This window comes from Rhodococcus sp. NPDC059968 (genome assembly GCF_042738615.1).
Taxonomy (GTDB): Bacteria; Actinomycetota; Actinomycetes; order Mycobacteriales; family Mycobacteriaceae; genus Rhodococcus_F.
The window spans coordinates 1-13,339 of record NZ_JBHWUE010000023.1 but is presented as its reverse complement, the minus strand read 5'-3'; the positions used below and the strand labels follow the sequence as shown (position 1 = coordinate 13,339).

Below are 13,339 nucleotides of genomic sequence, written 5' to 3'. Positions count from 1 at the left end.
TCAGTGTTCGCGAGCTGGGGAAGCGTCGTCTACCGGGCCCGATTCACCGTCATCGGCATCATGGTTGCCTTGTTGCTCGGTTCGGCCGCGTACGGCCTGGGCCTCGAGAAGCATCTCAGCCAGAGCGGCTGGGACGATCCGGGCTCGGAGTCGGTCGCCGCGGCCAAGCTGGCTGACGGCACCTTCGGTCGCGACACCAACAGCGACGTCGTGGCGCTCTATACGGCGCCGGAGGGCAAGACGATCGAAGACCCCGAGTTTCAGGCGAAGGTCGTCGAGAACCTCGAGCGGCTGGCCGCGGAGCACCCGGACAAGATCCTCAAGATCAACGGCGGTTACTTCAAGGTCGGCACTGCACCGCAGCTGGCGTCCGCCGCGGACGCCGACAAACAGCACGCGATCGAGAGCATCGCGATCGTCGGCGACAACGACACCGAGGTCACGGCCAATTTCCGCGACATCAAGGACGAGTTCTCCATCGACGGCGTCAACGTGCAACTCGCCGGACTCCAGCCCGTGTCGGGTGCGCTCAACGACACGATGGCCAAGGACATCAGGCGAATGGAGATCCTCGCGATCCCGGCCGTCGGTATTTTGCTGTTCTTCGTGTTCGGTGGTGTCGTCGCGGCGGCGCTGCCGCTGATCATCGGCGGACTGACCGTGGTCGGCGCCAACGGCGTCGTCCGTCTGATCACCAACTTCACCGAGGTCAATTCGTTCGTCGCGCCCGTGGTCTCCCTCGTGGGGCTCGGTCTGGCCATCGACTACGGGTTGTTCATCGTCAGCCGATTCCGAGAAGAGATGGCGGAGGGGTACGACACCCGCTCCGCCGTCCGCAGAACGGTGATGACCTCGGGCCGCACCGTGGTCTTCTCGGCGACGATGATCGTCGCCAGCCTCGGTGGTCTGCTGCTGTTCCCGCAGGGCTTCCTGAAGTCCGTCGCCTACGGCGCCATCGCGACGGTTGGGCTGGCGGCGCTGACGTCGATCACGATCCTGCCCGCGATCCTCGGCATCCTCGGCAAGCGCATCGACGCCCTCAGCCTCGACCGTTTCCGTCAGACCAAGAACACCGAGGAGATCGAGGCGAGCATCTGGGGCCGGCTCACCCGCTGGGTGATGCGTAACCCGCTCAAGGTCACCATCCCCATCGTCGTGGGTCTGCTCCTGCTGATCGTGCCGCTGACGGGCATCAAGTTCGGTGGCATCAACGAGACCTACCTTCCCCCGGACAGCTCGACCCGCGCCGCTCAGGAACAGTTCGACGACATCTTCCCGAATCTGCGCACCGAACCGGTCAAGCTCGTCGTGTCCGACGCCGACAACAAGGCGCTCGGCCAGATCATCAAGGAAGCCAGCGGCGCGCCGGGGCTGATCGAGCGATTCACCCCGGAGGGCGCGGCCAAGGACGGTGTTGTCGTCCTCAAGGCGGGTCTCGTCGACCGCAACGAGTCGAAGCCGACCATCGACTATCTGCGCGCCATGGACAGTCCGGACGGCGTGCAGGTGCTGGTGGGCGGCACCCCGGCGATCGAGCAGGACAGTATCGCCGCGCTGCTCGACCACCTGCCGACGATGGTGATCTCCGTCCTCGTCCTGACGACGCTGTTGATGTTCCTGACGTTCGGCTCGCTGGTGCTGCCGATCAAGGCGGCGTTGATGAGCGCGCTGGGCCTCGGGTCCACGCTCGGCATCCTGACGTGGATCTTCATCGACGGTCACGGTTCGGAGTGGTTGAACTTCACCCCCGGCCCGATCATGTCGCCGGTGCTGGTGCTGATCATCGCGATCGTCTATGGCCTGTCCACCGACTACGAGGTGTTCCTGCTCTCGCGCATGGTCGAGGCGCGGGCGCAGGGGGCGAGTACGACGGAGTCGATCCGCATCGGCACGGCGCACACGGGCCGCATCATCACTGCGGCCGCGCTCATCCTCATCGTCGTCACGGGTGCGTTCGGGTTCTCGGAACTCGTGATGATGAAGTACATCTCCTACGGCATGATCGCCGCGCTGATCATCGACGCGACCCTCATCCGTATGTTCCTCGTTCCCGCCACGATGAAGCTCCTCGGCGACGACTGCTGGTGGGCGCCGGCGTGGATGAAGCGGATCCAGGAGAGGACGGGTCTCGGTGAGCCCATCCTCGACAGCGAGTTGATGCCCGCCGACGTCCCGGAGCTCACCCCGATCGGTGCCGTCCCGCCGCAGCGCAAGCTCGCGGCGCCGCCCGCACCCCGGAAACCGGAACCGCTCACCGAGCCGATCCCGTTGGTCACCGCGCGGGCGCTGGCCGCGAAGATGTCCGAGGACGACGCGAAGGCGCGCCGGGCGCAGAACGAGGCCCGCCGGTCGGCGACCGGCCGTCCCGCTCGGCCACCGGAGGCGATCGAGGACACACCGCCCGCGGAACCGCAGACCACCGTGCTGCCGCAGCCTGCTCCGCCGCGTCCGGCCCCGACGCAGTCGCGTCCCGCGCCGCCGTCGCGGCCCGCACCGCAGTCGCGTCCTGCTCCGCGGCCCCGTCCGGCGGCCCCCGCCCCGGGTCCGGCCACCGAGTCGCGTCCCATCGAGAGTTGGCTCGCGGATCTCCGGTCCACGTCGGCCGCCGAGCCGCGGCCGGTCTCCTCGCCCGCCGAACCGCGACCCAGCGCGTCGTCGCCGTCACTGCCGACCCGCTCGCCGCGCTCGGTGCCCGCACCGTACGAGCAGGAGACCCCCCAGTCGTCTCCTGCCCGCCCGGTGCCGCCGATCCCGTCGAGGCGTCGTGCCGCGGAGCCTTCGGAACCCGTGAACGGCGGCAGGCGCACCAACGGCACGCCTGCCAACGGAACCCCGCCCCACGGCGCCCCGGCCAACGGCTCGCGCCGCCGCAGCGTCGAGGAGCCGCCCGTCGATCCGGACGACGCCTCGAGCGGCAGGCACCGTGCGGACGACGGCAACGCCGTCAGCGTCAGCGAGCTCATCGCTCGGCAGAACCGGCGCTGACGGAGCCGTTCGGCGTTCCCCGTCCGGCCTCCCGCTCCGCGAACTCACGCGCGTAGCGGGTGCCGGCGAGGAGCAGCAGCAGACCGACGACGAGGAACGCGAGGACGCGGAACAGACCGTCGAGGGTGGCCAGGTCGAACAGGAACAGTTTGGCCAGCGCCGCGGCGGTCAGTCCCAGTCCGACGCCGAGTGCGGTGTGGGCGTAGTCGCGGCGGGCAAGTCCGAACACCAGTGCCGCCGTCGCCGCCGCCATCCACGCGATGGTCGCGGCGCAGTGCCCGGCGATGAATCCTGCGGACGTCCCGGTGAGCGCCGCGCCCGCGGACACTGTCGCGGTGGTGACGGCGTACAGGATCACCAGCCCTGCGAGCACCCACCACGGCTGGGCGGTGTTGTCACTCAACAGTTTCAGCGAGTGCGCGTACCAGACGAACAGGAAGACCGTTCCCGCCAGCACCAGCGAGGAGAGCACGGTGGTCACCCCGAGCGAGTCGAGCGCGCTGTACTCGTCGACGAGGACGAACGGCGGCGCGGTGATCACGAAGGCGAACCCGCCGACGACGGTGAAGACTGCACCGACGGCGTAGGCGATCCGTGACTCCGCCTGCCCGCCGATGGTGAGGAACAGTGCCGCCACCCCGAGCAGGACGAGCGGCGCGAGGTCTTCGCTCGATCCGATGAGGCAGGCCTCGAGCAGAGCGAGGGTACCCACGCCTGCGAGCGCGATCCGTCCGTGTCGCGGCAACGACCGTGCAGACGCGAACGCGGCGAACATCGTGGCGGCCAGGACCAGCGCGATGAGCGTGGACCCGAGCCGGTCGAAGAGGTGGCCGATCACCAGCGTCGGGACGGCCGTCGTGACGATCATCGCGGTCGCGGTGACATCGCGAGAGTTGCTGCGCAACAGGATGCTCGACGAGACGAGTCCGAACAGGGCGACCAGTGCGGCGGACGCGAGCAGCCAGACCCTCTCCGGCCGGTCGGACAGTCCGGAACTCGCGATCGCGATCAGCAGCGCGATCACCACCGGGCACGTCCGCGCGATCGCCAGGTACAGCCAGTCGCGACCGAGTTGCGCGGGGAAGCTGGCGACCTGGATGACGAACAGGAACCCGATGAGGGTGAGCGTGATGCCCTCGGTGAGGACGGGTGCGAGCACGGCGGCGCCGGTCACCACGAGCAGCGCGAGGGGTTGCGAACCCCACTTGACCGCCAGTGCGACACCGGCTCCCGCGATCCCGAGTGCCACGACCATCGCGAGCACCGGCAGCAACCAGTGGTAGACGACCGCCACGGCCACGACGTCGAGGTAGGCGCCGGCGATACCCGTTGCCGCGAGCGCGATCCCGCCGACCCGGCCGCCGGGCCGTCCGAAGACGCGGGTACCGGTGTAGACGAGACCGGCCGAGAACAACCCGCCCGCCACGACGCGCAGTTCCGGACCGAAGAATCCGGCCTGCGCCGCCAGCACGAGCAGCATCACGACACCGATCAGGGTGACGGCGACACCCGCGACGGCCAGCACGCGGCTGATCACCCCGTCGCGTTGCCACCAGGGTTCGCGAGCGGCCCGGGGAGGCGGCGCCGGAGCAGGCCGGTACGGGACGGCCGGTGCGGGTGGCGGCGTCTGGGCGACCGGGGGTGCCTGCGGCACCGGGGGTCGGTACGTCGGCTGCGGCGCCGGCTGCGGCTGGGGACGCGGGACGCTCGCGAGCTGCGCCTGCAGGACGGCGAGGTTCTCACCCACGTGACGCATCTGCTGCCCGAGCGCCGAGAAGTCACCGGAGAGCTGCGCGACCAGCCGGGGGTCGATCGAAGGAGTACCAGGTGTGGACATGGATCAATCGTCCTGCGGCGACGGCACCCCACACATGAGTAGGCCTACTCGAGAAACCTGCGACGTGCTACCCGAACATTCGGCGAATCGAGGTGCCGAAAGGGTGTTTGGCGGTCACGTTCCCGAACCTGACCTTGCCCCGGACGACGACGTGCAGCGGGCCGATGGGAGGTCCGGTCCGCACCTTGTTGGTCGCCGAGCCGCCGACCGTTTCGACGCCGTTGAGGTCGACCGTCGCCTCTTCCGGCACGACCAGCGAGATCGTGCTCGCGTAGTCGTCGATCGTCACGTGCACCACCTGCGTGGCCATGACGGCCCGCGTGAAGTCGAGCGTCACCGTCGACAGCCGGGTGTTCACCTCGAGGGCGGGGGGAACGTTCCACGAGCCGGTGCGGCTGACCGACGACATCCGGCCCCGGATGACGTCTCCCGGCGGCGGCGCGGGCGACCGGTGCACGACCGCCGGAACCGGGGGCGCCGGGCGAGACACGTACGGCTGGTCGGGGTACGGCGGAGGCGTGAACTCGGAGATCAGCTGGATTCCCGGCAGATCCACCAGGACGACGTTCAGCTCCGCCCGCGTCTTCGCGGCGAGTGCCGTGTCCATCCGTTCGGTGAACTCACCGAGCGAGAGCATCCCCTGGCCCACCGCCCGCTGCAACAATTCGCCGACGTGTTCGCGCTCCGCATCCGATACCCGTAGGTCCCGTGCCTCCATACCGACCAGGCTAGCGCCCGTGAGTACTTATTAACCGCCCGCGGTTAATAAGTACTCACGGCTACTCGAGGCCCTGCTCGATGGCGTACCTGGTCAGCTCCACGCGGTTGGCCAGCTGCAGCTTGCGGAGGGTGGCCTGGACGTGGTTTTCGACGGTGCGGTGACTCAGCGACAGTTTGGTCGCGATCTGCTTGGCGCTGAGCCCTTTCGCGACGAACCGCAGGACCTCGGTCTCCCGTTCCGTGAGTTTGGGGACGGCGGGACCGTGCTCGTCGGCGGGCGCACTCGACATCCGGCGGTACTCCCCCAGCACGAGTCCGGCGAGCCCCGGCGTGAACACCGCCTGCCCGGCCGCGGTGGCCCGCACCGCGTCCAGCAGTTCCTCCACGGATGCGCTCTTCACGAGGTACCCGGATGCACCGGCCTTGACGGCGTCGAGGACGTCGTCGCGCTCGGACGAGGCCGACAGCACCAGCACCCGGCTGTCCGGCGACACCTCGAGGACGGCGGCGGTGGCCGCGGCACCGTTTCCGTCGGGCAGTTGCATGTCCATGAGCACGACACCGGGCCGGGTCGCCGCCGCCCGACGTCCCGCGGTGGCGACGCCATCGGCCGTGGCGACCACGGTGAACCCGGCGCCTTCGAGGTCGCGGGCCACGGCGTCCAGCCACATCGGGTGGTCGTCGACGACCATCACGGTGATCTGCTCGTCGGTCTCCGTGTCACCCATGCGTTTCGTCTCCCTTCGGCACGCGGATCTCCCATTCGGTGCCCTGACCGGGTTCGGTGTCGAGTTCGGCGGTGCCGCCGAGCGCACCGACGCGGCCCAGAATGGATTTCGATACTCCCATGCGACCCTCGGCCTCCGCTTCGGCCAACCGTCCCGGGGCGATTCCGCTGCCGTCGTCGCGGACGCTGACGATCACCTCGTCGCCCAGATCCTCCAACAGCACGTAGGCCCGGGCGCCGGTCCCCGCGTGCAGTGCGACGTTGGACAGTGCCGTGTCGACGATCGCGGCGAGCTCCGTCGCCCGGCCGCGCTCGATCGTCACCGGATCCGCCGGGGTCGACACGGACACGGTGGTGCTCGCCCGCGTGCCCAGCAGCAGTCGCACGTCGATCGCGCTCCCACCCAGATCCGACGCCACACCCGCGCCCTGCTCGGAGATGAGCATGCGCAGGGCCACCTCCTGCTCGCCGGCGAGATCCGCGAGTTCGACTGCGGATCCGCCGATCTCGTTGCCGCGACGGCGGACGAGCGCGAGGACCTGCAGGACGCCGTCGTGCACCTCGCGGGCGAGTCTTTCCCGTTCCTCCGTGGCGGCAGCCAACCGCACGGCCTGCTCCAGCTGGGCCTGCGCACGCCTCGCGGTGGTGGTGGCGAGCCCGAGCGCCAGCCCCACCGACACCAGGACCGGTGCCGTCGCGTCCCGCCACAAGTCGAGGTTGATCTGGTCGCGCACCACCGCGCTCACCGCCGCCATCAGCACACCGGACGCCATCCCGACCCACGGCCCACCGAAGACGGCGGCGGAGATCACCGCGTTGGTGACCCACAGCGTCGTCGGCAGCGTCTGATGGTGGTTGTACCAATCATGATCGGAGACAAGGCGAGTCGACGCCATCAGCGCGATGACGATCAGCTGGTCGGCGATCACCACCTGGTAGCGCGGGACCTTCCCGTGGGACAGCAGGACCGCCGAGAGTCCCGACCACACCGCCATCAGGGCGACGAGGAACCAGCTCAGCCGCTGATGGGTGTAGTACTGCACCGACACGATCTGGTAGCTGATCGCGTACACCAGCGTGACGAGGCGGAACGCCTGCGCCGCCCGCCACAGCGGTGCGTCCGGCTGGGTGTCGAGCTCGGTCGTGGCTCGTGGGCGGTAGTGCAGTCGGGTGCGGTGCTCATTCCGGTCGGTCATGGATCTGCGCAGTGTCGTCGAGGTGCGGGTTGCCGGGGTGCGGCAGGTGCGGGCCGTCGGCTTCGGCCGGATAGAGCGGGACTGCCGGATCGTCGACCTCGAGGGCGTCGTAGGTGGCTTCGGGATCCGTGGACAGGAGCGAGCGCACCGCCGTGTTCAGCAGCGCGACGATCGGCACCGCCAGGAGGCCACCGACGATCCCGGCGAGCACGATGCCGGTGGTGATGGCGAGCACCACCGCGAGCGGGTGCAGCCGGACCGCGCGCCCGAGCAGCAGCGGTTGCAGCACGTGGGCCTCGAGTTGCATCACCCCGATGATGATGCCGAGCACGATCAGCGCGGTGAGGAACCCTTTGGTGACGAGGGCAACGAGCACCGCGAGGAAGCCGGTGAGGAACGCACCGACGATCGGGATGAACGCGCCGATGAACACGAGCGACGCCAGCGGCAGTGCGAGCGGAACCCCCAGAATCGCGAGTCCCGCGCCGATGCCGACGGCGTCCGCGGCGGCCACCGCCACCGTGGCGCGGACGTACCCGATCAGCGAGCCGAACCCCTGAGTCCCCGCCAGCCGGACCCGCCGCCGCGACGTGGTGGGGACGAGGCGGGTGACGAACTCCCAGATCTGAGATCCGCCGTAGAGGAAGAAGATGAGCGTGAACAGCGTCAGCAGGGCACCGGTGAAGATTTCGCCGACGACCGTGGCGGTGGTCAGTGCCCCACTCGTCAGCTGCTGGCGGTTGTCCTGGATGGACTTCACCACCGAGTCACCGGCCTGCCGGATCTGATCCTCGCTGAAATGCAACGGGCCGTCGGTGAGCCACCCCTGGATCTGTGTGACGCTCGCCTCGAATTGTTCGGTGAGGCCGGGAAGACCTTCGATGAACTGCTCGACGACGAACGTCATGATCCCGGCGACGATGCCGATCGAACCGATGAGGACGACCAGGACCGCGGCCGACCGCGGCACGCCCTTGCCCTGCAGCCAGTCGACGAGCGGCACCAGCAGCGCCGACGAGAGCAGCGCCAGACCCACCGGGATGAGGACGGTGTCGAGCCTGGTCACGATGTAACCGAGGGTCAGCAGGCCCGCGAAGATGACGAGGAGCCGCCACGTCCATTCCGCCGCCACCCGCACCACCGGGTGCACGGACGCCGAGGCGTGGCCCCCGCCCTGTGTTACCGCGGCAGTGTCCGAGCGTTGCTCGTTCGCGTTCACCTGCGGAGCGTATCGAGGTTCGGACAGTGCCGGGCGATTCGCGTGGGAAACACGCGCGCGGGGCACGCATATGCGCCGTTTAGGGGACGTGTCCTACGCCACCCGGTACACCCCCCGCTAAATTGAACGACGTGCGGAAATCCTATAGAGCGATCGCGGCGACGGTCCGCAGCAGATGGCCGCTCTATATGGTTTCGATGCTCCTCGCCAATTTCATCGGCGCGATCCTCGTCTTCGCGTTCGTGCGGTACGGCGTGCCGATCCCCGAATCGCAGGCCATCATCGCCGACCGGGTGCGCAACGTCGCGATCTTCGGCGGCTATCTCGCGTTCGCCGCCGTGGTGAGTCTCACGGCCGCCGCGATGATGCTGCGGTCGGTCGTCCGCTGGCAGTTGCGTGGGGGTCCGCCGACGCGCAGCGAACAGATGTCGGCGCTGCACGCACCGCTGCGGCAGGCGATCGTGCACCTGGTCCTGTGGATCCTCGGCGGCATCATCTTCGTGCTGCTCACCATCACCGAGATGCCGGAACTCGCCGTCGCGGTGATCGTCACCGTCTGCATGGCCGCGACCACGACGTTCGGTTTCACATACATGCTCGGCGAGCGCATCCTGCGTCCGGTGGCCGCCCGCGCGCTCAGCGAGGGCGAGTTCGACCGGACCATGGCACCCGGCGTCGGCACCCGGATGGCCATGACGTGGGGGCTCGGAACGCTGATGCCCGTCATCGGCATCATCCTGCTGTGCGTGACGCAGCTGACCACCGACCTGGTGTTCTCCCCGAACGCGCTCGCATGGGCGATCATGCTGCTGTCGATCATCGCGATCGCGCAGGCGTTCGCGCTGTCGATGCTGACGGCCAGCCAGATCTCCGACCCGATCAAACAGCTGCGGCGGGCCATCGAACGCGTCCAGCGCGGTGCCACCGACGTCCGCGTCGAGGTGTTCGACGGCAGCGAGATCGGGCGACTGCAGGTCGGGTTCAACCGCATGATGCGCGAATCGGACGAACGGCGGCTGCTGCGCGAACTGTTCGGCCAGCACGTCGGTGAGGACGTCGCGCGGCGGGCACTGCAGTTCGGTACCGAACTCGGCGGAGAGACGAGGTTCGTCGCGGTGCTGTTCGTCGACATGGTCGGCTCCACCGGTGCCGCCGCGGAGCGTCCCCCGGGCGAGGTCGTGAACCTGCTCAACGAATTCTTCCGCGTCGTCGTCGACGTGATCGACCGGCACCACGGCTTCGTCAACAAGTTCATGGGTGACGCAGCTCTCGCGATCTTCGGCGCCCCGCTCGACCGCCCCGACGCACCGACGGCGGCGCTGGCGGCGGCCCGGGAGCTGCGGTTCGCGTTGAACGAGATCACCGGCCTCGACATCGGCATCGGTGTCTCCGCAGGCCTCGCCGTCGCCGGCAACATCGGCGCCGCCGAACGCTTCGAATACACGGTGATCGGCGACCCCGTCAACGAGGCGTCGCGGCTCACCGAACTCGCCAAGCTCCACCCCAGCCGCGTGCTGGCCTCGACGAGTGCCCTGTATTTCGCGGACGACGACGAACAGGCGCACTGGGAACTCGGCGAACAGGTCCAGTTGCGGGGGCGCCGCCGCAACACCCACCTGGCTTGGCCGGAGGACTATCCGGAGTAATCCGCTACCCGTTGGTTACGCTGGCCAGGTGGCCCAGCCTCGATCCGACCCGCCCACTGCCGAGCATCCTCGGCAGCGAAGCCGATACTGGTGGATCAAATGGCTACTCGGCGCCGGCCTCCTCGCCCTGCTGACCGTCGAGGGCATCTACCTGTGGCCCACGCTCAGCGACTCGTGGAAAGCGCTCACCGAGATCCACTGGGGGTGGGTCGCGGCATGTATCGCAGCCCAGGCCATCTCCCTGAGCGGATACGGAGCGGTCCAGCAGCGACTGCTCCAGGCGGGCGGTGTCGTCGTCAGCCAACTCAAATCGGTCTCGGTGATCTACGCGAGCACCGCGATGGCCGTGAGCCTGCCGGCCGGTCAGGTGTTCTCCACCGCCTTCACCTACAAGCAGACCCGCAAGTGGGGTGCCACCCCCATCGTCGCGTCCTGGCAGCTGGCGATCTCCGGAGTGATCGCCGCGGGCAGCCTCGCACTGCTCGGCGCCGCAGGCGCGTTCGCGGTGGGCACCAAGGTGAGTCCGGTCACGCTGGCGCTGTCGCTGGTGGCCGCGTTCGCACTGTTCTACGGACTGCGATACATCTCACGCAATCCCGACTCGATCGAGTCGATCGGGCACTGGGTGCTGACCCGGTACAACAAGTTCCGCAAGAATCCCCCCGACACCGGCGTCGAACGGTGGAAGGAAATCCTGAGCCAGCTCGACTCGGTCGAGCTCAGCCGCAAAGACACCGTGATCACGTTCGGGTGGTCGGCGGTGCACCGTCTCGCCGACGTCGCGTGCCTCGGTTTCGCGTGCTGGGCGGTGGGCGCGGAACCGTCGCTGCCGGGTCTGCTGATCGCGTTCGCCGCCGCCAAGGCCGTGGGCAGCATTCCCCTGGCCCCGGGCGGGCTGGGGTTCGTCGACGGCACCCTGATCGCAACCCTGACAGCAGCAGGAGCCACCGCGTCGCAGGCCCTCGCAGCCGTGTTCGTCTACCGCGTCGTGAGCTACATCCTCGTCGCGCTCGTCGGCTGGGTGGTCTTCCTCATCCTGTTCCGGCACAACCAGCACGAAGACCTGGAGATGGACCTCGAGTTCGAGCGCCGGGAGCAGTCCTCACCGACCACCAAGCGCACGCAGCACACCGGGGACCCCGAGCCCGACTCCCAGCCGTGAGTACTTATTAACCGCGGGCGGTTAATAAGTACTCACGGGCGGCGAAGCCGCAAAGCCTCCGCCACCACATCCGGGCGGTCCTCGGGCATCAACGTGTAACTGTCCTCGACCTCCTGCAGTTCGGCGTGCGGGTAGAGCTCGGCCAGGCGCCGGCCGTGGTCGCGGGGCATCACCTTGTCCTCGACGGCCCACAGCACGAGGACCGGCCGGTCGAAGCCCCGGTTCGCCTCCGCCCAGTCCCGCAGCGTCGACTTCGGCGGCACCGAGGTCGTGTACTTGCGCAGGTCTCGCCGCACCCGGCGGTCGGTGGTCGCGGGCCGGAACCACCCGTCCATCACCGACTTCGGTACCGGGCGCTTGCTCATCCAACCCCACCCCGCGGGCGCCCGTCGCATCGCCCGGAATCTCAGCGCGTGCATGGTCAACGCCAGACCACCGGGGACCGCCACCGCGAAACCTATTGCGCGACCCGGAATTCCGGGCGGATAGTTGTCGAACGCCTCGCACGGGGTGAGGACGAGAGCCCCGACGCGACTCGAGTCGCCGAGCGCGATCAGCACCTGCGCGCCGCCCCAGTCGTTCTGCACGAGGGTGACGTCCGCGAGATCGAGCCGTTCGAGGAACTCGCCGATGAGCAGTCCGAGACCGCGTAGCGAGAGGTCGGCATCCTCACGCATGGGAATGCGGTGCGCGCCGAGCGGGAGGTTCGGGACGATACAGCGGAAGTCCGGGGCGAGTCGCTCCACCACGTGTCGCCACACGGTGCCGCCGATCGTCAGCCCCGAAATGAACACGAGGACGGGGCCGTCACCCCCGGTGTCCCGATACTCGACGGTGCCTGCGGAGAGCTCGATCTGCTTCATGGCACTACCCCAATTGATAGATCGTTCTACTGAGAATCACGTTACGATGAGGTACGCACCGAGTGCAACGGTCGGAGGGCAGAAAAGTGAACGACACCAAGGCCCGGATCCTCGGCACCAGCAGCGATCTCTTCCGCCGCAACGGCTACACCGGGACCGGACTCAAGCAGGTCGCCGCCGAGGCGCACGCCCCGTTCGGGTCGATCTACCACTTCTTCCCGGGCGGAAAGCAGCAGCTCGGCGAGGAGGTCATCCGCTCGTCGGGCGAGGAGTACGCCCGGCTGGTCTTCTCCATCCTCGACGCGCATCCCGACATCCTCGAGGGGATCGAGGTGGGCTTCCGGCTGGCGGGCGAGACCCTGGTGGCCACCGATTACGCGGACGCCTGCCCCATCGCCACGGTCGCACTCGAGGTCGCGAGCACCAACGAGGTGCTCCGCGTGGCCACGGCCGACGTGTTCACGAGCTGGATCGACTCGGGCAGCGCCCTGCTGCGCGCCCGCGGATTCGACGAGACCGATGCGAGACGCCTGATCCTGGGCTTCGTCACCAGCCTGGAGGGCGCGTTCGTCCTCGCCCGCGCGCTCCGCAGCACCGAACCGCTCGACGCGGCCGGCGCCACCGTCCTCGCCGCCGCGCGGGCCTGCCTCCCCCCGTGAGAAAGCGTCACCGGGCACACCGTGCCACTCACCTGCATCCTGTGACAGGCATCACAATCGGGTTGCGGAAGAAATCCACCCTCGCCATAGTTGAAGGTACAAGAACTTAAACATTCAACTACTTAAGTCGACGATCCGAGGAGCTTCCATGACCACCGCCACCGCCACCCTGCCCAACCTCACCGCCGGAACCTGGGCCATCGACACCGTCCACTCCACCGTCGGCTTCGCCGTCCGCCACCTGATGGTCAGCAAGGTCCGCGGCACCTTCAACGACTTCACCGGCGCGATCACCGTCGCCGAGGACGGCACCGCCGCCGTCACC

The 13,339-nt window shown here is 68.5% G+C and carries 11 protein-coding genes; 5 read left to right on the top strand and 6 right to left on the bottom strand.

The genetic code is table 11. The features are described from left to right. Positions 1–3 precede the first annotated feature (3 nt). The gene (locus ACFWAY_RS19840; RefSeq protein WP_378458748.1) at positions 4–2,985 is read left to right on the top strand and encodes an MMPL family transporter; all 2,982 of its coding nucleotides are present in this window, start codon (positions 4–6) and stop codon (positions 2,983–2,985) included. On the opposite strand, the gene ACFWAY_RS19835 is transcribed toward ACFWAY_RS19840, so the two are convergent. From ACFWAY_RS19835 to ACFWAY_RS19815, 5 genes are all read right to left on the bottom strand, one after another. Next, entirely contained in the window at positions 2,960–4,822 is a 1,863-nt protein-coding gene (locus ACFWAY_RS19835; RefSeq protein ID WP_378511785.1) for a DUF2339 domain-containing protein, read from the bottom strand. The genes ACFWAY_RS19840 and ACFWAY_RS19835 overlap by 26 nt on opposite strands. 67 nt (positions 4,823–4,889) lie before the next feature. After that, the gene (locus ACFWAY_RS19830) at positions 4,890–5,540 is read right to left on the bottom strand and encodes a DUF1707 domain-containing protein (protein WP_378511784.1); all 651 of its coding nucleotides are present in this window, start codon (positions 5,538–5,540) and stop codon (positions 4,890–4,892) included. 61 nt (positions 5,541–5,601) lie between these two features. Beyond that, positions 5,602–6,270: a response regulator gene (locus ACFWAY_RS19825; RefSeq protein WP_378511783.1), complete on the bottom strand. Its 669-nt coding sequence runs from the start codon at positions 6,268–6,270 to the stop codon at positions 5,602–5,604. Next, entirely contained in the window at positions 6,263–7,465 is a 1,203-nt protein-coding gene (gene macS / locus ACFWAY_RS19820) for a MacS family sensor histidine kinase (protein ID WP_378511782.1), read from the bottom strand. Before macS ends, ACFWAY_RS19825 begins: the two co-directional genes overlap by 8 nt. Next, complete coding sequence (locus tag ACFWAY_RS19815) at positions 7,449–8,684, bottom strand: AI-2E family transporter (protein WP_378511781.1); 1,236 nt, start codon at positions 8,682–8,684, stop codon at positions 7,449–7,451. The genes macS and ACFWAY_RS19815 overlap by 17 nt, the downstream gene beginning before the upstream one ends. A gap of 188 nt (positions 8,685–8,872) precedes the next feature. Between ACFWAY_RS19815 and ACFWAY_RS19810 the strand changes: the two genes are divergently transcribed. Then, positions 8,873–10,330: an adenylate/guanylate cyclase domain-containing protein gene (locus ACFWAY_RS19810; protein WP_378458742.1), complete on the top strand. Its 1,458-nt coding sequence runs from the start codon at positions 8,873–8,875 to the stop codon at positions 10,328–10,330. A 28-nt stretch (positions 10,331–10,358) separates the two neighbouring features. Further along, positions 10,359–11,492: a YbhN family protein gene (locus ACFWAY_RS19805; protein WP_378511780.1), complete on the top strand. Its 1,134-nt coding sequence runs from the start codon at positions 10,359–10,361 to the stop codon at positions 11,490–11,492. A 32-nt stretch (positions 11,493–11,524) separates the two neighbouring features. Here the strand turns inward: ACFWAY_RS19805 and ACFWAY_RS19800 are convergent, their stop codons facing one another. Then, the gene (locus tag ACFWAY_RS19800; RefSeq protein ID WP_378511779.1) at positions 11,525–12,355 is read right to left on the bottom strand and encodes an alpha/beta fold hydrolase; all 831 of its coding nucleotides are present in this window, start codon (positions 12,353–12,355) and stop codon (positions 11,525–11,527) included. A gap of 86 nt (positions 12,356–12,441) precedes the next feature. On the opposite strand from ACFWAY_RS19800, the gene ACFWAY_RS19795 reads away from it, so the two are divergent. Together ACFWAY_RS19795 and ACFWAY_RS19790 are read left to right on the top strand one after the other, a co-directional pair. Next, positions 12,442–13,014: a TetR/AcrR family transcriptional regulator gene (locus tag ACFWAY_RS19795; protein WP_378511778.1), complete on the top strand. Its 573-nt coding sequence runs from the start codon at positions 12,442–12,444 to the stop codon at positions 13,012–13,014. A 148-nt stretch (positions 13,015–13,162) separates the two neighbouring features. Next, on the top strand, positions 13,163–13,339 hold a 177-nt coding region (locus ACFWAY_RS19790), incomplete at its 3' end, for a YceI family protein (RefSeq protein ID WP_378511845.1).

What these genes read in the sequence shown, in the direction of transcription:
- ACFWAY_RS19835 (WP_378511785.1), bottom strand. Translation starts at nt 4,822, where the DNA reads ATGTCCACACCTGGTACTCCTTCGATCGACCCCCGGCTGGTCGCGCAG.
- ACFWAY_RS19830 (WP_378511784.1), bottom strand. Translation starts at nt 5,540, where the DNA reads ATGGAGGCACGGGACCTACGGGTATCGGATGCGGAGCGCGAACACGTC.
- ACFWAY_RS19825 (WP_378511783.1), bottom strand. Translation starts at nt 6,270, where the DNA reads ATGGGTGACACGGAGACCGACGAGCAGATCACCGTGATGGTCGTCGAC.
- macS (WP_378511782.1), bottom strand. Translation starts at nt 7,465, where the DNA reads ATGACCGACCGGAATGAGCACCGCACCCGACTGCACTACCGCCCACGA.
- ACFWAY_RS19810 (WP_378458742.1), top strand. Translation starts at nt 8,873, where the DNA reads ATGGTTTCGATGCTCCTCGCCAATTTCATCGGCGCGATCCTCGTCTTC.
- ACFWAY_RS19800 (WP_378511779.1), bottom strand. Translation starts at nt 12,355, where the DNA reads ATGAAGCAGATCGAGCTCTCCGCAGGCACCGTCGAGTATCGGGACACC.